The sequence below is a fragment of the Kutzneria sp. CA-103260 genome (assembly GCF_018263855.1).
In the GTDB taxonomy this organism is placed as follows: Bacteria; Actinomycetota; Actinomycetes; order Mycobacteriales; family Pseudonocardiaceae; genus Kutzneria.
This window is the reverse complement of the sequence record NZ_CP073318.1, coordinates 9,655,715-9,675,273: the sequence shown is the minus strand read 5'-3', so window position 1 is coordinate 9,675,273 and position 19,559 is coordinate 9,655,715. Positions and strand designations below refer to the sequence as shown.

At 71.4% G+C, this 19,559-nt stretch carries 19 protein-coding genes; 9 read left to right on the top strand and 10 right to left on the bottom strand.

The genetic code is table 11. From position 1 onward, the window contains the following. The first annotated feature begins 122 nt into the window (after window positions 1-122). Both JJ691_RS43245 and glpK read left to right on the top strand, forming a co-directional pair. The gene (locus JJ691_RS43245) at window positions 123-869 is read left to right on the top strand and encodes an MIP/aquaporin family protein (RefSeq protein WP_211765211.1); all 747 of its coding nucleotides are present in this window, start codon (window positions 123-125) and stop codon (window positions 867-869) included. Between the two features lie 19 nt (window positions 870-888). Then, window positions 889-2,391, top strand: coding sequence for a glycerol kinase GlpK (gene glpK, locus JJ691_RS43240; protein ID WP_211765210.1), 1,503 nt, complete (start codon window positions 889-891; stop codon window positions 2,389-2,391). Between the two features lie 34 nt (window positions 2,392-2,425). Here the strand turns inward: glpK and JJ691_RS43235 are convergent, their stop codons facing one another. The 3 genes from JJ691_RS43235 to JJ691_RS43225 all read right to left on the bottom strand — a co-directional run bounded on the left by JJ691_RS43235 (window position 2,426) and on the right by JJ691_RS43225 (window position 5,181). Continuing rightward, complete coding sequence (locus tag JJ691_RS43235; protein WP_211765209.1) at window positions 2,426-3,034, bottom strand: class F sortase; 609 nt, start codon at window positions 3,032-3,034, stop codon at window positions 2,426-2,428. Window positions 3,035-3,191: 157 nt separating this feature from the next. Beyond that, the gene (locus tag JJ691_RS43230; RefSeq protein WP_211765208.1) at window positions 3,192-3,668 is read right to left on the bottom strand and encodes a hypothetical protein; all 477 of its coding nucleotides are present in this window, start codon (window positions 3,666-3,668) and stop codon (window positions 3,192-3,194) included. Between the two features lie 109 nt (window positions 3,669-3,777). Continuing rightward, complete coding sequence (locus JJ691_RS43225) at window positions 3,778-5,181, bottom strand: NAD(P)H-quinone dehydrogenase (protein WP_211765207.1); 1,404 nt, start codon at window positions 5,179-5,181, stop codon at window positions 3,778-3,780. A gap of 107 nt (window positions 5,182-5,288) precedes the next feature. On the opposite strand from JJ691_RS43225, the gene JJ691_RS43220 reads away from it, so the two are divergent. After that, window positions 5,289-5,738 (top strand): gamma-glutamylcyclotransferase family protein, encoded by a 450-nt coding sequence (locus JJ691_RS43220; protein ID WP_116172595.1) that lies wholly within the window; start codon window positions 5,289-5,291, stop codon window positions 5,736-5,738. An 18-nt stretch (window positions 5,739-5,756) separates the two neighbouring features. On the opposite strand, the gene JJ691_RS43215 is transcribed toward JJ691_RS43220, so the two are convergent. The 6 genes from JJ691_RS43215 to JJ691_RS43190 all read right to left on the bottom strand — a co-directional run bounded on the left by JJ691_RS43215 (window position 5,757) and on the right by JJ691_RS43190 (window position 11,786). Next, the gene (locus tag JJ691_RS43215; protein ID WP_211765206.1) at window positions 5,757-6,659 is read right to left on the bottom strand and encodes an endonuclease domain-containing protein; all 903 of its coding nucleotides are present in this window, start codon (window positions 6,657-6,659) and stop codon (window positions 5,757-5,759) included. Between the two features lie 129 nt (window positions 6,660-6,788). Then, a complete protein-coding gene (locus JJ691_RS43210; RefSeq protein WP_211765205.1) occupies window positions 6,789-8,081 on the bottom strand; it encodes an amidohydrolase in 1,293 nt (430 codons plus the stop codon). Then, on the bottom strand, window positions 8,078-9,214 hold the full coding sequence (locus JJ691_RS43205) for a M20 family metallopeptidase (RefSeq protein WP_249227389.1): 1,137 nt from the start codon (window positions 9,212-9,214) through the stop codon (window positions 8,078-8,080). The genes JJ691_RS43210 and JJ691_RS43205 overlap by 4 nt, the downstream gene beginning before the upstream one ends. A 247-nt stretch (window positions 9,215-9,461) precedes the next feature. After that, entirely contained in the window at window positions 9,462-9,695 is a 234-nt protein-coding gene (locus JJ691_RS43200; RefSeq protein ID WP_211765203.1) for a hypothetical protein, read from the bottom strand. Window positions 9,696-9,721: 26 nt separating this feature from the next. Then, complete coding sequence (xylB, locus tag JJ691_RS43195; RefSeq protein ID WP_211765202.1) at window positions 9,722-11,122, bottom strand: xylulokinase; 1,401 nt, start codon at window positions 11,120-11,122, stop codon at window positions 9,722-9,724. Between the two features lie 40 nt (window positions 11,123-11,162). Further along, entirely contained in the window at window positions 11,163-11,786 is a 624-nt protein-coding gene (locus tag JJ691_RS43190; RefSeq protein ID WP_256449448.1) for a GOLPH3/VPS74 family protein, read from the bottom strand. A 120-nt stretch (window positions 11,787-11,906) separates the two neighbouring features. Between JJ691_RS43190 and JJ691_RS43185 the strand changes: the two genes are divergently transcribed. Next, the gene (locus JJ691_RS43185) at window positions 11,907-13,349 is read left to right on the top strand and encodes an APC family permease (protein ID WP_249227388.1); all 1,443 of its coding nucleotides are present in this window, start codon (window positions 11,907-11,909) and stop codon (window positions 13,347-13,349) included. Continuing rightward, window positions 13,349-13,936 (top strand): GNAT family N-acetyltransferase, encoded by a 588-nt coding sequence (locus JJ691_RS43180; RefSeq protein ID WP_211765200.1) that lies wholly within the window; start codon window positions 13,349-13,351, stop codon window positions 13,934-13,936. The genes JJ691_RS43185 and JJ691_RS43180 overlap by 1 nt, the downstream gene beginning before the upstream one ends. Here JJ691_RS43180 and JJ691_RS43175 read toward each other — a convergent pair. Beyond that, the gene (locus JJ691_RS43175) at window positions 13,933-14,736 is read right to left on the bottom strand and encodes an LLM class flavin-dependent oxidoreductase (RefSeq protein WP_211765199.1); all 804 of its coding nucleotides are present in this window, start codon (window positions 14,734-14,736) and stop codon (window positions 13,933-13,935) included. The two genes, JJ691_RS43180 and JJ691_RS43175, sit on opposite strands and share 4 nt — an antisense overlap. 89 nt (window positions 14,737-14,825) lie before the next feature. Here JJ691_RS43175 and JJ691_RS43170 point away from each other — a divergent pair, with 89 nt between their 5' ends. Genes JJ691_RS43170 through JJ691_RS43155 form a run of 4 tightly spaced genes read left to right on the top strand, consistent with a single transcriptional unit; the run spans window position 14,826 to window position 19,558 of the window. Then, window positions 14,826-15,335, top strand: a complete 510-nt coding sequence (locus JJ691_RS43170; protein WP_211765198.1) for a TetR/AcrR family transcriptional regulator — start codon at window positions 14,826-14,828, stop codon at window positions 15,333-15,335. 36 nt (window positions 15,336-15,371) lie between these two features. Then, complete coding sequence (locus JJ691_RS43165; RefSeq protein ID WP_211765197.1) at window positions 15,372-17,075, top strand: serine/threonine-protein kinase; 1,704 nt, start codon at window positions 15,372-15,374, stop codon at window positions 17,073-17,075. Window positions 17,076-17,096: 21 nt separating this feature from the next. Continuing rightward, window positions 17,097-17,912: a purine-nucleoside phosphorylase gene (locus JJ691_RS43160; RefSeq protein ID WP_442912557.1), complete on the top strand. Its 816-nt coding sequence runs from the start codon at window positions 17,097-17,099 to the stop codon at window positions 17,910-17,912. Next, on the top strand, window positions 17,909-19,558 hold the full coding sequence (locus tag JJ691_RS43155; RefSeq protein WP_211765196.1) for a phospho-sugar mutase: 1,650 nt from the start codon (window positions 17,909-17,911) through the stop codon (window positions 19,556-19,558). The genes JJ691_RS43160 and JJ691_RS43155 overlap by 4 nt, the downstream gene beginning before the upstream one ends. The last annotated feature ends 1 nt before the right edge of the window (window position 19,559 follow it).

Sequence of the window (19,559 nt, the reverse complement as noted above, 5' to 3'; positions counted from 1 at the left end):
CCGGGTCGGGCAGTGGAGCGGCCGGGGCGGGCAGTGGTGCCGTTGGGCCATGGACAGCACCCGTACCGCTAAGTAACGTCCGATCTCCCGTTCCAACGGCGTCGACGGGCGCGGAGGTGTGTATGGGCTATGGCGCGATCTTCGTCTGGGAGACGATCGGCACCGCGCTGCTGATCCTGCTGGGCACCGGTGTGGTGGCCAACGCTGTGCTGAAGAACACCAATGGCAACAACGGCGGCACGCTGTTCATCAACGTGGGGTGGGCCTTCGCGGTCTTCACCGGCGCGAGTGTCGCCAATCCGAGTGGCGCTCACCTCAATCCCGCGGTGACCCTCGGCCTGGCCATCGCCGACAAGGTCAGCTGGGACAAGGTCCCGTTCTACTTCGCCGGCCAGATGGTCGGCGCGATCATCGGCGCGATGCTGTGCTGGGCGACCTACAAGCTCCAGTTCGACAAGCACGACGAGCCGCAGAACACGCTCGGCATCTTCTCCACGGCGCCGCGTGTCGCGGGCACGGCGTGGAACCTGGTGACCGAGATCATCGGCACCTTCGTGCTGCTCATCTGGATCCTGGAGAGCCCGACCGTGAAGACCGGCACCGACGGCGTGCCGCAGTTCGGCAACTCGGCGCTGGGCTACGCCGGCGTCGCGTTCGTGGTGCTGGTCATCGGCACCTCGCTCGGCGGCCCCACCGGCTACGCCATCAACCCGGCCCGCGACCTGGGCCCGCGCATCGCGTACGCGTTCCTGATGCCGATCAAGGGCAAGGGCGACGGCAACTGGGGCTACTCCTGGGTGCCGGTCGTCGGCCCGCTGGTCGGCGGCGCGCTCGCCGCCCTGCTCTCGCTGGCCCTGCCCGCATCCTGAAGTCCGGAAAGGCGAATTCATGTCCTCCTATGTGGCCGCCATCGACCAGGGCACGACCTCGACCCGCTGCATGATCTTCGACCACTCCGGCCGGGTGGTCGCGGTCGACCAGAAGGAGCACCGGCAGATCTTCCCGAAGGCCGGCTGGGTCGAGCACGACCCCGAGGAGGTGTGGACCAACACCAGAGAGGTCGCCGCCGGCGCCGTGGCCAAGGCCGACCTGCATGTCAGCGACATCGTCGCGGTGGGCATCACCAACCAGCGCGAGACCGCCGTGGTGTGGGACCGGACCACCGGCAAGCCGGTGTACAACGCGATCGTCTGGCAGGACACCCGCACCCAGGCCATCGTCGACGAGCTCGGCGGGGACGTCGGCGCGGACCGGTACAAGACGAGGACCGGCCTGCCGCTGGCCACCTACTTCTCCGGGCCGAAGATCCGCTGGATCCTCGACAACGTCGAGGGCGCGCGGGCCAGGGCCGAGGCCGGCGACCTCGTGTTCGGCAACATGGACACCTGGGTGCTGTGGAACATGACCGGCGGCGTCGACGGCGGCGTGCACGTCACCGACCCGACCAACGCCTCCCGCACCCTGTTGATGGACCTGGACACGCTGTCCTGGGACGCCGAGATCGCCGCGGACATGGGCATCCCGCTGTCCATGCTGCCGGAGATCCGGTCCTCGTCCGAGGAGTACGGCAAGGTGCGCGAGCGGGGCGCGCTGGCCGGCGTGCCGATCGCCGGCATCCTCGGCGACCAGCAGGCGGCCACCTTCGGGCAGGCCTGCCTGTCCCCCGGCGAGGCCAAGAACACCTACGGCACCGGCAACTTCGTGCTGCTCAACACCGGCACCGAGAAGGTGCTCAGCGAGAACGGGCTGCTCACCACGGTCTGCTACAAGATCGGCTCGAACGACACGGTGTACGCGCTGGAGGGCTCCATCGCCGTCACCGGCTCGCTCGTGCAGTGGATCCGCGACAACCTCGGCATGATCAGCTCGGCCGCCGAGATCGAGGAGCACGCCCGCGCCGTGGAGGACAACGGCGGCTGCTACTTCGTGCCCGCCTTCTCCGGCCTGTTCGCCCCGTACTGGCGGGCCGACGCCCGCGGCGCGATCGTCGGTCTCACCCGCTTCGTCAACAAGGGCCACCTCGCCCGCGCCGTCCTGGAGGCCACCGCCTTCCAGACCCGCGAGGTCATCGACGCCATGAACGCCGACTCGGGCGTGCCCCTGACGTCGTTGAAGGTCGACGGCGGCATGGTCGTCAACGAGCTGCTGATGCAGTTCCAGTCCGACATCCTCGGCGTGCCGGTGATCCGGCCCGTCGTCGCCGAGACCACCGCGCTGGGCGCCGCCTACGCGGCCGGCCTGGCCGTCGGCTTCTGGAAGAGCGAGGACGACATCCGCCAGAACTGGGCCAAGGACAAGGAGTGGACCCCGGCGATGGACGAGGACCGGCGGGCCTCGGAGTACGCGAACTGGAAGAAGGCCGTCACCAAGACCTTCGACTGGGTGGACTGATTTCCGGCTGAGGGGTCGGCCTGCGGCCGGCCCCTCACGCCTTGTCCAGCGTGGCGAACACGATCACGTTGTCCACGTAGCTGTGCGCCTTGGCGTCGAACGCGCCACCGCAGGTGATGACCCGCAGGTCGGCGGTGCTGGTGTCGCCGTAGACGGCATCGGTCGGGAAGCTGTCCTTGCGGTCCAGCTCGACCTTCTGCACGGTGAACGTCGCGGTGCGGCCGTCCTGGCGCGCGACCGAGACCTTGTCGCCGGCGGCGAGCTCGTGCAGGCGGAAGAAGATGCCGGCCTGCTTGTTGCCGTCGACGTGGCCGAGGATGACGGCCGGCCCGATCTCACCGGGCGTCGGGCCCTCCTTGTACCAGCCGGCCTGCATCGGCGTGCTGACCGGCGGCACCTCGATGGTCTGGTCGGCGTTCAGGCCGAGCGGCACCAGCGACGAGTGCGCGCCGATCTTGGCGATGTCCACCGACACCGGGGTGGACGCCGGCAGCGACGGCGAGGCTGGCGCGTTGGCTGCCGTGGCCGCGCCGGTGGCGGTCGTGGTGCCGGTGGTCTGGACAGCCGACGGCGGCTGGGCGGCGCCGCAGGCGCCGGTGAGCAGGCCGCCGGCCAGCACCAGGCCGACGAGGATCTTCTTCATCTCATGCTCCAGGTGTTGGTCGCGCCGCCGTGGATTTCGTGCACCCCTGCAAAACGAAAGCCGCGACGGCGCGACCGCTGATGGGCGTGCCCATCGCCGTGGAGACGTAAACCGGCGACGGTGGGGTTGCCTGGGTCGGCGAACTTCTTCGGACGGGTCAGGCGAAGACGGTCGCCGTGCCACCGCCGCCGGTCTGCGGCGCGCCCACCGGCGTCTTGGTCACCTGCTTGCCCGGCACCGTGAAGGTGGCGCTGATCGACCTGTTTCCGCAGGTCATCGTCAGCTTGTACGCGCCCGCCCCGACGCCCGGCTTGAGCTTCGCCTTGGCGAACACGTTGGACGTCACGGCCATCACGTCGGCGTTGTAGGTGTAGCCGTCGAAGGTGAGCGCCGACGAGGAGAACACGCCCTTGTCGCCGGGGCAGTTGCCGTAGGCGACGTTACCCTCGGTGAACTGGTAGACGTTCGCACGGCCGGGCAGGGCGGCGGTGTCGGCGTTGAGCTGCACGAAGAGCTCGCCCTGCGCCGGCGGCGGGGTCGTCGTGGTGGTCGTGGTGGACGCGGACGCGATGGGCGCGACAGCGAGCAGGGCGGCGACGGCGACGGCGCCGCCAATGACGGTCTTGGCGAGCATGACTGGGCTCCCCCCGATGGTTTCCGATTCGAACGACGAGAAGACGTCGCCCGATCGGGCAGGGTTGCCGCTGGTCACGGGCAACCTTTCGGGGGTTCGCGCGTCGCGCTCAGTCCAGGTCGTCGTGCCGCATCAGCTGGCGGCCGGCGTCGGTGATCGAGCCGGACAGCGACGGGTAGACCGAGAACGTGTGGGCCAGGTGCTCGACGGTGAGCTGGTTCTGCACGGCCAGCGCGATCGGCAGGATCAGCTCGCTGGCCGACGGGGCCACCACCACGCCGCCGATGACCACGCCGGTGGCCGGCCGGCAGAACAGCTTCACGAAGCCGCGGCGCAGGCCCTCCATCTTGGCCCGCGGGTTGGTGGCCAGCGGCAGCATGATCGTGCGGGCCGGCACCTCGCCGGAGTCGATCGCCTGCTGGCTGATGCCGACGGTGGCGATCTCCGGGTTGGTGAACACGTTCGCGGCGACGGTCTTCAACCGGATCGGCTGCACGCCCTCGCCGAGCGCGTGCCACATCGCGATGCGGCCCTGCATGGCGGCGACCGAGGCGAGCATCAGCACACCGGTGCAGTCGCCGGCCGCGTACACGCCGCTGACCGAGGTGCGGGACACCCGGTCCACCGGGATGAAGCCGCCCTTGGCCGGCTCGATGCCGATCCGGTCCAGGCCGATGTCGGTGGTGTTGGGCACCGAGCCGACGGTCATCAGGGCGTGGCTTCCCTCGACCGTGCGACCGTCCTCCAGGTAGACCTTCACGCCCTTCTCGGTGCGCTCCACCCGGGAGGCGCGGCCGTGCTTGGCCATCTCGCTGCCGCGCTCGGTGAACACGTCCTCCAGCACTGCGGCCGCGTCGGCGTCCTCGTGCGGCAGCACCCGGTCCCGGCTGGACACCAGCGTGACCTTGACGCCGATCTCGGTGTAGGCGGACGCGAACTCGGCGCCGGTGACGCCGGAGCCGATCACGATCAGGTGCTCGGGCAGCTCGGTGAGGTCGTAGATCTGCCGCCAGTCCAGGATGCGCTCGCCGTCGGGCACCGCGCCCGGCAGCACGCGCGGCGTGGCGCCGGTGGCGATCAGCACCACGTCGGCCGGCAGCACCTCGGTGCCGCCGTCGGCGGTGTGGGCTACGACACGGTGCTGGGCCAGGCCGGGCGCGTCGTCGCAGAACCGGGCGGTGCCGGTGATGATGCGCACACCCTCGCGCTGGAGCTTGGCCCGCACGTCCGCGGACTGGGCCAGGGCCAGGCCCTTCACCCGTCCGTGCACGACGGGCACGTCCACCGCCGCGTCCGCGTTCTCGGTGCGAATGCCCAGCTCACCGGCGTTGCGGAAGGCCGAGCGGGCACCGGCGGAGGCGATGTAGGTCTTGGACGGCACGCAGTCGTAGAGCACGCAGGCGCCACCGAGGCCGTCCCGCTCGACCACGGTCACGTCGGCCCCGTGCGGCGCGGCGACCAGCGCCGCCTCGTAGCCGGCCGGGCCACCGCCCATGATCACGATCCGGGTCACCGGGTTCCTCCCAATACACCTGACGCGGGCGGTTAGAACTTACATCCTCACGCGCCGTGTGCTCGGCGTCCCGACTCCTGATCACATCGGTCGCTAGGCTGTCGGTCGTGCCGCTCTACGCCGCGTACGGCTCCAACATGGATCCGAACCAGATGATGGAGCGAGCCCCGCACTCCCCGATGGCGGGGACCGGGTGGCTCGCCGGTTGGCGCCTGTCCTTCGGCGGCGAGGATCTCGGCTGGGAGGGCTCGCTCGCGACTATCGTCGAGGACCCGGACTCGCAGGTCTTCGTCGTGCTGTACGACGTCAGCCCCCGGGACGAGGCCAGGCTGGACCGCTGGGAGGGCTCCCTCGGCCTCTACAAGAAGATCCGCCTGCGGGCCCAGACCCTCGAGGGCACCGTCGTGGCGTGGCTCTACGTCCTGGACGCCTACGAGGGCGGCCTCCCCTCGGCCCGCTACCTCGGCGTGGTCGCCGACGCCGCCGAAGCCGCCGGCGCCCCCGACGACTACGTCAACGACCTCCGCACCCGCCCCTGCCGAGGCATCACCGGCTAACCCCCGCGAGTCCCGCTCTCAGGCAACTATGCGTCGAGTTCGGAACGCGTCGCGGATCTCATCGATCAGACGGCGCGGGGTCATCAGATCGGCGACAGCCGCCCGGATGACGATCCAGCCGCGCCTGGCGAGATCCTCGTCCCTGAGTCGGTCGCGTTCCTGGCGTTCCGCGTGGGCGGCATAGCCGTCGTACTCGACCGCGATGCGGAATTCGGGCCAGGCGAAGTCGAGCCGGTACAGTTCCCGGCCGTCGATCGTCGTGATCGAATGCTGCGGAGTGGCCAGCGGCAGGTCGTGGTCGTAGAAAGTCAGCACGAGCTGGCTTTCGAACGGTGATTCCGGCAGTCCGGTCGCGAGATTGAGCAGAACCCCGGCCCGCTTCTGGCCGCGCGGGTCCTTGCGCTCACGGATCCGCCGAAGAACCAACTCTCGAAAGCCCGCTCGTCCCGCGTCGGGGAGCCGGGCGAGCATCTGGTCCGCGCAGGCCAGCGCCGCCGGCTGATATCCCCTGCACAGCAGGTCAGCCAGGACCATGTCGGGCACGAGCACCCGAAGACCCGAGACCTCGGCGACATCATCCTCATCGACGAAGGCGCCGTTGTGGATGGCCAGGCCCTGGCTCTGGTAGAGGCGGCGCGAATAGGGCACGAGAATGTCGATCGGCGCGGTATTGGCGGCTGTGCAACCGTAGAGCCGAGCGGCAGTATGTCGGGTCAGAACGGCGTCGTCACCGGCGAAGAGCAGACCCGCCGCCGCCCGAGTCTCAAGATCCGCGATGCGCTCCCGCACCACAAGCACTCGGCGGTGCGATGCCACAAGCCGGCCCTCGCGAATGGCCGCGCGAAGATCGGACAGGCCGATGGCGGCCTCGAGTTCGGGCCGCCGGTATGCGCCGTGCAATCCGTCAGGAAGTTCGGTCACGGATCCACGGTGCAACCGGCGGCCATCGACCGACAGCCCCCGTCCACAGCCTGTGGATAACTCCGCCAGGCTGTGGACAACTTGACTCGAACCTGTATTTCAGTTGCCCGAGAGCGGGACTCGCGGGGGTTAGGCGAGGGCGGTTAGGGCGGCGTGGACCATGACGCGGACGCCGACCAGGAGGGCGCGTTCGTCGAGGATGAAGGTCGGCTGGTGGAGGTCGTACTGGCGGCCCTCGCCGGACCAGACGCCCAGGCGGGCGAAGGAGCCGGAGACGTGCTCCAGGTACCAGCCGAAGTCCTCGCCGCCGGACGACTGCTCGGTGCCGGCCAGGGCGTCCTCGCCGAGGGCGGCCTCGATGCCGGCGCGCAGCACGGCGGTGCTCTCGGCGTCGTTGACCACGGGCGGCACGCCGCGGCGGTGCTCCAGCTCGAAGCCGACACCGGTGGGCCACAGGAGGGACTGCACGAGGTCCTTGACCAGCGGCTCCAGCTCGTTCCACACGTGGTGGTCGCCGGTGCGCAGGGTGCCGCGCAGCAGGCCGTCCTGCGGCACCGCGTTGGCGGCCTGGCCGGCGTGCACGGCGCCCCAGGTCAGCACGGTGCCGGACCGCGGGTCGACGCGGCGGTTGAGCAGCGCCGGCAGGCCGGTGATCACGGTGCCGAGGGCGTGCACGAGGTCGGCGGTCAGGTGCGGCCGCGAGGTGTGCCCGCCGGGCGAGGTGAGCTTGAGTTCGAGCAGGTCGGCGGCGGAGGTGATGGCGCCGACCCGGGTGCCGATGCGGCCGACCTCCAGCCGCGGGTCGCAGTGCAGGCCGAAGATCCGCTCCACGCCGTCGAGCGCGCCGGCGGCGATCACGTCGAGCGCGCCGCCGGGCATGGACTCCTCGGCCGGCTGGAAGATCAGCCGGACCCGGCCGGGCAGCTCCGGCGCGGAGGCCAGGGCCAGCGCCGCGCCGAGCAGCACGGCCGTGTGGGCGTCGTGGCCGCAGGCGTGGCAGGCGCCCTCGTTCGTGGACGAGAAGGGCAGGCCGGTGTCCTCGGTCAGCGGCAGCGCGTCGATGTCGGCCCGCAGCGCCACGCAGCGCTCGCCGGAGCCGATGTCGCAGATCAGGCCCGTGCCGCCGGGCAGCACCGTGGGGTGCAGGCCGACGGACCTGAGCACCCCGGCCAGCAGCTCGGTGGTGTCGTGCTCCTGCCGGGAGACCTCGGGGTGGGCGTGGATGTGCCGCCGCCACGCCACGACGTCGGCCGCACCCGATGTCAGCCACTCGTCGAGCCAGGCCGGGCCGCGCCCGGCGCCCAAATCCGCCACGTCGGACATGCTGACCCCGGAATCGGTGATCAGCACGTCGGATCCTTCGTCGTGCCGGCGGCCGCCGCCCTCTCTGGGCAGTTCCGGCCGCGAGTCCAGCACGGTCACGCCGCACCTCCAGCGCGGGCCACGCGGCTACCGGCGCCGGCCAGCAACCGTTCCCGCTGAGCGGGATCGGTCGCGGCGGCCACCGCTGTCCACGCCAGCGCGAGCGCGCCGTCCAACACGGCACGGTCCCCGCTCGGCGTGGCACAGGCGGCGGCGAACTCCGGCTGGTGGTTCACCGCGTCTCCGCAGTCGATCGCGATTGATGGGTGGATACCGGGCAACGCTCGGGTGACGTTGCCCATGTCGGTGCTGCCGGTCAGGCGAAGCAGCTCGTCGGAAGGACTCATCGGCGCACGGCCGAGTTCCGTCACGGCCTCGCGGTACGCGGAGGCCAGCCAGGGGTCCGGCGCCAGCTCCGCGTACACGGCCGAGATCTCCTTGACCTCGTGCGTGCACCCGGTGCCGACGGCGCCGGCGGTGAAGCAGCCCTGAATCCGGTCGACCAGGCGCTGCAACGACGAATAGTTTTCCGCACGCAGGTAGAACTGGGCAGAGGCCACTGCGGGCACGATGTTGGGCGCGGCGCCGCCGTGCGTCACGATGCCGTGCACCATCTGCTTCGGCTCCAGGTGCTGCCTGAGCAGCCCGATGGCGACCTGTGCGATGGTCAGCGCGTCGGCCGCGTTCACGCCCAACTCCGGAGCGGCGGCCGCGTGCGATGCCCGGCCGGTGTACTCGACCTCGAGGTCGGTGATGGCCAGCGAGGGCGACGCGACCGCCTCGTACGGCGCCGGGTGCACCATCATCGCCAACGCGACGTCGTCGAACACGCCGCGTTCCAACAGTTGGACCTTGCCACCGCCGGACTCCTCGGCCGGAGTGCCCACGAGCTTGACCGTCACACCCAGATCGTCCGCCACGTCGCGCAGCGCGATGGCGGCCCCGGTGGACGCGGCCGCGATGATGTTGTGGCCGCAGGCGTGGCCGACCTCGGGCAGCGCGTCGTACTCGGCGCACAGGCCGATGACCAGGTCGCCGCTGCCGTAGGTGGCGGTGAAGGCGGTGTCCAGGCCGGCGACGCCCCGCTCCACCTGGAAGCCCTCGCGCTCGGCGAGGTCGGCGACCTTCGCGGCGCTGCGGTGCTCGCGGTAGGCCAGCTCGGGCTCGGCGTGGATGCTCCGGGAGAGGCTCACCAGGGCATCCGAGTACCGCTCAACGGATGAACGGCAGGTCGCCTTCGGGTGGCTCACCCAGACAATCCTGCACCAAGCGTGCTAGTGACTCGCTTAACTTTCGTCCCTTCAGGGCCAGCCGGCACCGATATTGCGACGAACGGTGCAGTGCGGCCCCGGAAGTTATGCCTGGCTGTAGCCACCCCCGGGCCGATGATCATGAAATCGTCGGCGGACGGTCAGCTGTCCCACATCGTGGGAATTCGGATCAGCCGCTCTTCTGCCGCTTCTTGCGCGTCCGCCGGCCGTACCAGACGACCGCGGCCAGCACGACCGCGATCACGCCGAGGATCAGCCGCTGCCGGGCGTCGTCGCCAAGGCCCGCGTTCTGCGGCGGGTTCAGCGACGGTCCGGGCGGCGGTGTGTCGGTCTGCGCCACGGCGGTGCCCGCGAACCACACGCTGAACATCAGCATGGTGACGAACGTGGTCACCCGGGCCATGAACCGCCTCCTCGCCTATTGATCACCTAGCCTACGGGCCCGTGGAGCTGCGCGACAGCCGCCGTGTAGGCGGTGCGCACCGCGGCGCCGCCGTCGGTGGCGGCCAGTCCCTCGCCATGGACCCGCCAGTCCGGCGGCTCCGCCGCGCCGGACAGCGCCCACGCCGCCTGCCGGGCCGCGCCCAACGCCACGTACTCAGCGGGCTCGGGCACCTCGACCGGCGCGTCGAACAGCCCGGACGCGACCGCCTGCACAGCCGCCGACCGCGCCGCCCCACCGATGAGCAGTACCCGCCGGGCCTGCACGCCAACCCGGCGCAGCTCGGCGAGCCCGTCGGCCAGGCCGCACAGCATGCCCTCGACCGCGGATCGCGCCACGTTCTCCGGGGTGAGGTTGCCGCGCCGGATCCCGGTCAGCGTGCCCGAGGCGTCCGGCAGGTTGGGCGTCCGCTCGCCGTCCAGGTAGGGCACGAACACCAGGCCGCCGGATCCCGGCTCGGCCCGCAGCGCCAACTCGTCCAGGCCGGCGAGATCGGTGCCGAGCAGCGTCGCGGTCGTGGTCAGCACCCGCGCGGCGTTGAGCGTGCAGACGAGCGGCAGGTAGCGGCCAGTGGCGTCGCAGAAACCGGCGACGAACCCGGTCGGATCGGCGCTGCCCTGCTCGGTGACGGCGAAGACCGTGCCGGAGGTGCCCAGCGACACGACGACATCACCAGGCCCGGCGTTGAGGCCGAGGGCGGCGCCCATGTTGTCCCCGGTGCCGGCCGCCACCAGGGTGCCCTCCTTGGTGCGGCCGCCGGCCTCGGCCGGGCCCAGCAGCCGGGGCAGCGCGGGAGCGCGGCCGCCGAAGGCATCGGACAGCAGGTCGGGCAGCCATTCGCCGGCACGAGGCGAGAAGTAGCCGGTGCCGGACGCGTCGCCACGGTCGGTCGCCGGCTCCGTGCCTGGCTCGGACAGCGTCCAGCTCACCCAGTCGTGCGGCAGCAGCACGCGGGCCACCCGGTCCGCGGCCTCGGGCTCGTGCTCGGCCAGCCAGGCCAGTTTCGTCACGGTGAAGCTCGGCACCGGCACCGATCCGGTCAGTTCGGCCAACCGGTAGGCGCCGTGTTTGTGCACGAGCTGCTCGGTTTCGGCCGCCGACCTCGTGTCGTTCCACAGCAGCGCCGGCCGCACCGGCTCGCCGTCGGCGTCCACGGTCACCATGCCGTGCTGCTGTCCGGCGACCGCGATGGCGGCGATCGGCCCCGGCACGTTCGCGCGGGCCGCCGACATCGCGCGCGTGCAGGCCACCTGCCACGCGTGCGGGTCGACCTCGGTGCCTTCGGGATGCGGCGACCGGCCCTCGCCCAGCACACGGCCGGTCTCGGCCTCGACCACCAGCGCTTTTGTCGACTGCGTTGACGAGTCGACACCGATCACCAAGGTCACGTCCCCGATCCAACCTGAGCGGCGGTCCGGGCGGAAGACGTCAGCGGCGCTCGCCGCCGTACACCGAGGCGGCGATCGCGGCCTCCACGGCCGCGAGCACCTCGGTCGCCGCCGGCGGCATCGGCTTGGCCGCGCGGTCCAGCCACGACCGCAGCATCCGCCGGTCCACCTGCGGCTCGCACACGTCGTCCAGGCCGAGCTGCCAGGCCAGTAGCGCGAGGCTCACGTTGTAGACGTCCGGGCCGGTCGGCCCCAGCACCGCGGCCCGGATCTCGGTCAGGCCGGCCGCCGCGACCAGCACGTCGGTCGGCGGGTAGCGGTGCGTGCGGCGGAGCAGGGCCCGCTCGCTGATCCGGGTGACCAGGCCGGCGTCGGCGAGCTGGTCCACGACCATGTCCACGACCGTCGGCCGCAGGTGGTCGATCCACTCCCGCAGCGGGTAGCCGACCGGCTCGGCGGCGATCTCCGCCAGCACCGCGACCGACGCTCGATCACCGTGACCGCTTTTCCCCGTGGCCTCGGGGCCACCGTCGTTGACCGATATCCGCCCGGTGAACAATAGGTCACAAAAAATTGCACCGATCAAACAGATCTCCAGTGACGGCCGCGCCACCTGCGGCTTTCCCGTGAACTCGTCGTGCGCGAGGAAGAAGAGGGCCTCCACCAGCGGCGGACGGGAGTTCGCAGGGGCCACGACGGGCAAAACTAGCGGCTAGGAGAACCGGTGTCGAATGGCTACCATCGGCCGCCGTTGGTGGGATGTCTGCCCTGGGGAGAAACGTCGGTGGCTACCAGAACACCGCTGCGCGAACGCGGCCTTGCCCGGCCACGCCTTGGCGTAGTGCAAATTCTGTTCTTCGTCGTCGGCGCGTCCGGACCGCTGTACGCGATCGCCGGCGGCGTGACCGCGACCTACGCGGTGACCGGCATCGTCGGCGTGCCGCTGTCGTTCGTGCTGCTGGCCCCGGTGCTGGCGCTGTTCGCCGTCGGCTACGCCGCGATGAGCCGGTACATCACCGGGGCCGGCGCGTTCTACCCGTACGTCGTGAACGGCCTCGGCCGCTCCAGCGGTGTCGCCATCTCGTTCGTCGCGCTCGTCGCGTACAACGCCATCCAGATCAGCGTGTACGGCCTGTTCGGCTGGTCGCTGTCGAACTGGCTGAACCCGCTGCTCGGACTGGACACGCCGTGGTGGCTGTGGGCGATCGTGTGCGCGCTGGTCGTCGGCGGGCTCGGTGTGCTGCGGGTGGACCTGAACGCCAAGGTGCTCGGGGTGCTGCTCCTGCTGGAGTGCGCCGTGATCGTGGTGACGGACGTGGCACTGCTCGGCTCGCCCGCCGGCGGCGGTGCGCCGTCACTGACGCCGCTCGCGCCGAGCAGCCTGTTCACGACCGGCGTCGGCGCCGTGTTCGCGTTCTCGATCGCCGTGTTCACCGGCTTCGAGGGCGCGGCGACCTACAGCGAAGAGGTGCGTGATCCTCGCAAGACAGTCGCCCGCGCGACGTACCTCGCGGTGCTGCTGACCGCCGTGCTGTACACCGTGTCGGCGCTCGCGATGGCTGACGCGGCCGGCGCGGCGCAAATCGTCGGCGCCGCCCAGTCGCAGGGGCCGGGTCTGTTGTTCGGCTTGAACGCGCAGCGGCTCGGGAACATGTTCTCCGACGTCGCCTACGTGCTGTTCCTGACCAGCCAGTTCGCGTCGCTGCTGAGCTTCCACAACGCGATCGCCCGCTACTTCTTCGCGCTCGGACGCGAGGGCGTGCTGCCGGAGATGCTGGCGCGCACCAACCGCCGCACCGGCGCGCCGGCCGCGGGCTCGCTGCTGCAGACCGCGCTCGGCCTGGTCGTGGTGACGGTTTTCGCGATCGCCGGCCGGGATCCGTTCACCGAACTGTTCAGCTGGCTGGGCACGATGGCCTCGGCGGGCGTGGTCTTCGTGCTGGCCGCCGTGTCCGTGTCGGTGATCGGCTTCTTCCGCCGGCGTGAGCACGACGAGCCGGTGTGGCGGCACACCGTCGCGCCCGCCCTGGCCGCGGTGGGCCTGCTGGTGGTGCTGGTGCTGATCATCTGGAACTTCGACGTGCTGCTGGGCACGGCCGGCGACTCGCCGCTGCGCTGGATCCTGCCCGGCATCCTGCTGCTGGCCGCCGTGGCCGGCTTCCTGCGCGGCTCGGTGCTGCGCAGCCGCAACCCCGAGGTGTACGCCGGCATCGGAAAGGCGCAGTGATGGACGACGTGGTCCGGCCGGCGTCCCGGTCCGAAGTGGACGTTGTCGCCCGGGTGCTCGCCGAGGCGTTCCAGGACGATCCGGTGAGCATGTGGGTGTTCCCCGGCGACGAGCGGCGACGCGAGGTGCAGCCGGCGTTCTTCCGGGCGTTCACCGAGGCCGCCTTCGCCGACGGCGAGGTGTACCTGGCGCACGACCACACCGCCGCGTCGCTGTGGTTCCGCTCCGAGGGCGGCGAGAGCCCCGAGGAGTTCATGGCGCGGTTCGCCTTCCTCGACCCGGACGACCTCGACCGGTTCACCGTCCTCAGTGAACTGATGGCCGCCAGCTCCGCGCACTCTCAGCCGCATCTGCACTGGCAGTTCTGCGGGCTTCTGCCGTCGGCGCAACGCAAGGGTGTCGGCAGCGCGATCGCGCGGCAGCACTTCCGCCGACTCGACGCCGAGGGCGTCGCGTGTTCCGGCGAGGCCAGTTCAGCCCGTAGCGCCCGCCTGTGGCGGCGGCACGGCTTCGTCGACAGCGGCGAGCCGTTCGCGCCGCCCGGCGGGCCGCAGATGTTCCCGATCTGGCGGGAGCCGCAGGGTTAGCGCAACGCCGCCAGGGTTCGCCCGCGGTCGCCGACGACACTGACCACCAGCTCGGTGACGCCGGCGTCCGCGAGGCGCTGGATCTCCTGCCGCACAACCTTTTCGTCGCCGAGGATGGCCGTCTCCACGACGCTCGTCAGGCCCTGGCGGGCGAGGTGCTTGTGGTAGTTGGGCAGCTTCTTCACCGGCCCGAAGCCGGCGGCCAACTGCTGCCGCAGCGCATCCGCGTCATCGGTGACGCCGACCTGGGCCAGCGACACGATTTCCTTGTCGTGCAAGCGAGGCACGACCAACTCGGCGACGCCCTTGGCGGTGGTCCAGACGAGGATCGTGCCGTCGGCCAACTCGTCGGCGATGCCCAGCATGACCGGCCCCAGCGCCGACAACAGCAGCTTCGGCCGGGTCACGCCGACGAGGCCGGTGGTGTCGTCCAACAGCGGACGCAGCCGGGTCAGGTAGTCGCGGACGTGCGCCGCCGGCTTGTCATAGCTGATGCCGAAGCGCTCCTCCATCGGAGCCTTGTGGCCCGGTCCGACGCCGAGGACGAACCTGTTGCCGGTCGCGGCCTGGGCGCTCAGCGCCGCCAACGCCAACGCCTGCGGGTGACGCGGGTAGGTCAGCGTCACCGCCGTGCCCACCTCGATGCCCGGCACCCGCGCGCCGATCAACGCCGCCAGCTGGACTGGGTCCCAGCCGACCGTCTCGTTCACGTAGGCGGTGTCCACCGCGGCCTCCGCCGCCTCGGCCACCAGGTCGTCCAGCGTGCGGCCGACGCTGTGCACAAGCAGTCCGATTCGCATGTCTCCCCCTGAAGATGAACCATAGATTCCGCTTACGTGCCGATGCTAACCTAAGGTGAATCCGAGATTCCACTTCTTGGGAGGGGCTTGTGCGGGCCGACGCGCGGCGCAACCGCGAGCTGATCGTGCGCGCCGCCATCAAGGTCTTCACGACCGCCGGCGAGTGCGTGTCCATGGAGGACATCGCCCGCGCCGCCGGGCTCGGCGTCGGCACCCTCTACCGGCACTTCCCCGACCGCGCGGCGCTGCTCGCCCTCATCAGCTGCGACGTCGTCAGCCGCCTCACCGCCGGGCTGGAGGCCGCGCCCGCTGACCTGCCCCGCTGGGACGTCCTGCTCGACTACGTGCGCGCGGCCGTGCTGGAGCCCTTCGCCATGCTCAAGGCGGTGCCCATCGAGGACCCCGTCGTCGCCCAGCCGGTCGCGCGGTTGCACGAGGCTCTGCACCAGGTCATCAAGGGCGCCCAGGACGAGGGCTCGCTGCGCGCCGATGTCGAGCCGGCGGCCGTCATCGAACTGCTGTCGCTGGTCGTCTGCCGCCCCGGAGCCAGCGCCGAGGACGCGCTGGCGAAGGTGGTCCTGGCCGGCCTGCGGGCCTGAAACACTGGTCAGACACGGCTCGTGGAGAATGGCCGCATGGCCACGCCGGAATCCCCGTCGAACGACCGATCCCGCGTGATCGCCGGTCGCTACCGGCTCGAACACGTGCTGGGCAACGGGTCGATGGGCACGGTGTGGGCGGCCTACGACGAGTTCCTCCAACGCAAGGTCGCGGTGAAGGAAGTGCTGCTGCCGCCGGGCATCCCGGCCGGTGAGGCGGACGCGCTGCGGGAACGCACGCTGCGGGAGGCCCGGGCCATCGCGGTGCTGTCGCACCCGAACGTGGTCACGCTGCACGACATCGCGCGCCAGGACGGCGAGCCGTTCGTGGTGATGGAACTGGTGCCCTCGCGCAGCCTCGCGGAGGTGGTCCGCCAGCAGGGCCCGCTGAACACGCAGCAGACCGCGGCGGTCGCCGACGCGGTGGCGGCGGGTCTGGAGGCGGCGCACCGAGCCGGCATCACGCACCGGGACGTGAAGCCGGGCAACGTGCTGGTCGGCGACAGCGGCCAGATCAAGCTCACCGACTTCGGCATCGCCCGCAACGTCGCCGAGAACACCATGACCAGCACCGGCATCATGCTGGGCTCGCCGGCCTACATCGCGCCGGAGGTGGCCTCCGGCCAGGAGGTGACGCCGGCGGCCGACCTGTGGAGCCTGGGCGCGACGCTGTTCGCGGTGGTCGAGGGCGTGCCGCCGTACGACGCTGACGACGACCCGCTGGCCACGGTCACCGAGGTGGTGCACGGCGACGTGCCGCGGGCCGCCGCGGCCGGTGCGCTGGAACCGGTGATCGCCGGCCTGATGGTGAAGGACCCGGGCGGCCGGATGTCGCTGGCCGAGGTTCGCCGCCGGCTGCGGCCGCTGCTGGCGGAGCCCGGCACGGTGCTGTTCCCGGTGCCGAACCCGGATGCCCCGCCGGTGGCGCCGCCGCCCAAGCCGAAGCGCCCCGCCGGCTCGCTGTCCGAGCAGTTCGCGCCGCCGAAGGCGCCGGTCGCGCCGACGGACACGCCGCTGGCCAACGACCCGGGTCCGCTGCCGTTCATGGTGACCGACCCGCCGCTGCCCCAGCAGCCGCCGCGGCCGCGCAAGCGCCGCGGCAAGCTCGGCACGGCGGTGTTGGCGCTGGTCGCGGCGATGATCGTGGTGCTGTCGATGAGCGGCGGCTTCGTGCTGACCCGCTTCCTCGGCGGCCAGGCGCTGTTGCCGCCGGCCGTCGCCTTCGGCAGCACGCCGACCTCGCAGCCGACGTCGACCAGCACCACCCCGATATCGACCACGCCGGCCCAGGGCAGCGCCGTGACCGCCACTGGCCAGGCCGGCGGCAACTTCACCGTGGACGTGCCGGAGGACTGGCAGCAGTTCAAGCAGACCCGCGACGCCACCGACTCGCTGCCCAAGCGGGCGCAGGTGTTCTTCATCAGCCCGGACGGCTCGCGGGAGCTGTCCGTGCAGCGCTTCCCCCAGTTCACCAAGGTCGACGCCTACCTGACCGCGGTGGAGGCGCTGCCGAAGGTGAACATGCAGCGGATCGTGTCCATCACGGTGCCCGGCTTCTCCCAGGCCCAGCAGTTCGACTACTCGCAGGACACCGGCGGTTCCGCCCCGCCGTCCACGGTCGCGATGGTGCTGGTCAAGGGCAACGACCTGTGGGTGGTCGGGGTGAAAGCCCCGGTCGACGACCCGGTGGCCAAGGTCCTGTTCGACCAGATCTACCAGCACTTCCAGGTGACCGGCTAAGGGTGATTTAGGCTCGCCCGCGTGACCGGTATCAGCGAAGACCCCATTTCCCCCAACGCGCTGGCGACCGCCGCCGCGGCGGCGCTCGTCGAGCGCACCGGCGTCGCCCAGCACGATGTCGCCGTGGTGCTCGGCTCCGGCTGGCGGCCGGCCGCCGACGTGATCGGCGAGGCCGAGCACGAGGTGCCGATGCCGGAGCTGCCGGGCTTCCGCGCGCCGACCGCGGTCGGGCACGGCGGCACGATCCGTTCGCTGCAGGTCGGCGACAACCGCGTCCTGGTCATGCTCGGCCGCACCCACCTGTACGAGGGCTTCGGCATCGACCCGGTGGTGCACAACGTGCGCACCGCGACCGCCGCGGGCGTGCGCACGATCATCCTCACCAACGCGGCCGGTGGGCTGCGCCAGGGCATGAGCGTCGGGCAGCCGGTGCTGATCAGCGACCACATCAACATGACGGCCAAGTCGCCGCTGGTCGGGGCCCGGTTCGTGGACCTGACCGACCTGTACTCGTCGCGACTGCGGGACGTGGCCCGCGGCATCCGCCCCGATCTGGAGGAGGGCGTGTACGCGGCGATGCCCGGCCCGCACTTCGAGACGCCGGCCGAGATCCGGATGCTGCGCACCATGGGCGCGGACCTGGTCGGCATGTCGACGGTGCTGGAGGCCATCGCGGCGCGGGCGGCCGGCGCGGAGGTGTTCGGCCTGTCGCTGGTGACGAACCTGGCCGCCGGCATCACCGGCGAGCCGCTCAACCACGAGGAGGTCCTGGAGGCCGGCCGGCTCGCCGCCACCGACATGGGCACCCTGCTGCGTGACCTGGTGGGGAAGGCATGAGTTTGGCGCCGGCGCTGCGGGACGCCACGTTCCGGTGGATCGCCGACGACCCCGACCAGGACGCCCGAGCCGAGTTGCAGGGTGTTCTGGCGCGGGCGATCGCCGGTGACCAGGCTGCCGTCGACGAGCTCACCGACCGGATGGCCGGGCCGCTGACGTTCGGCACCGCCGGGCTGCGCGGACCGGTTCGCGCCGGTGCGAACGGCATGAACGAGGCGGTGGTCGTGCGGACCACCGCCGGCCTCGCGGACTGGCTGCAGCGCAATGGCCACGGCGGCGGTGTTGTGGTCGTCGGCCGGGACGCGCGGCACGGCTCGGAGTTGTTCCACCGAGCCGCCGCCGGCGTGCTGGCCGCGGCCGGGTTCGACGTGCGGGTGCTGGACGGGCCGTTGCCGACGCCCGTCACGGCATTCCTGGTGCGGGAGTTGAACGCGGTTGCCGGGGTGCAGATCACGGCGTCGCACAACCCGCCGGCAGACAATGGCTACAAGCTGTACATCGAGCACGGCGCCCAGATCGTGCCGCCGACCGACCGCCAGATCGAGGCGGCCATCGCCCAGGTGCCGGCCGCCGTGTCAGTGCCGCGTTCGCAGACCTGGACGACTGTGTCCGCCGACGAGGTCGCCGCGTACGTGAGGCGGGCCGCGAGCCTGCCCACCGGCGGAGTGCGGACGCTGCGCGTGGCCGCGACGCCGATGCACGGCGTCGGCGCCGCGACGCTGGCCGAGGTGCTGGCCGCGGCCGAGTTCACCGACGTGCACTTCGTGGCTCAGCAGCAGGATCCGGACCCGGACTTCCCGACGGTGTCGTTCCCGAACCCGGAGGAGCCGGGCGCGACGGACCTGCTGCTGGCGCTGGCCGCCGAGGTCGACGCCGACCTGGCGATCGCCCTCGATCCGGACGCCGACCGGTGCGCGCTGGGCGTGCGGGAACGGGACGGGTCGTGGCGCATGCTGCGCGGCGACGAGACCGGAGTGCTGCTCGGCGAGCACGTGCTGTCCACAATGGACGCGACCGGCGCGCTGGTGGCGACCACGATCGTGTCGTCCTCGCTGCTGTCCAAGATCGCGGCCGCGCACGGCGCCCGCTACGACGAGACGCTGACCGGCTTCAAGTGGCTCGTGCGAGCCGGCGACGGCGCTGGCACCGGTCTGGTCTACGCGTACGAGGAAGCGCTCGGCCACTGCGTCGACCCGGACTACGTGCGGGACAAGGACGGGATCTCGGCCGCGGTGCTGGCCTGCGACCTGGCCGCCGGGCTGAAGGCGGAGGGCCGGACGCCGCTGGACGTGCTCGACGACCTGGCCGTCGCGCACGGTCTGCACCTGACCGACCAGGTTTCGCTGCGGGTGACCGAGCTGAGCCGAATCGGCGAGCTGATGGCGAAGCTGCGCACCGATCCGCCGACGTCACTGGCGGGCGGCTCGGTGAGCGCCGAGGACCTGCGGCCGCGGGCCGACGTGCTGGCCCTGCGCGGCGAGGGGGTCCGGGTGTTGATCCGGCCGTCGGGCACCGAGCCGAAGCTCAAGGCCTATCTGGAGATCGTGGAACCGGTGCCGGACCGGGACGGGCTGGCCGCCGCGCGGCAGCGTGCCGTGGCACGGCTGGCCACACTGCGGGGCGAGGTGTCAGCCCTGTTCGAGTGAC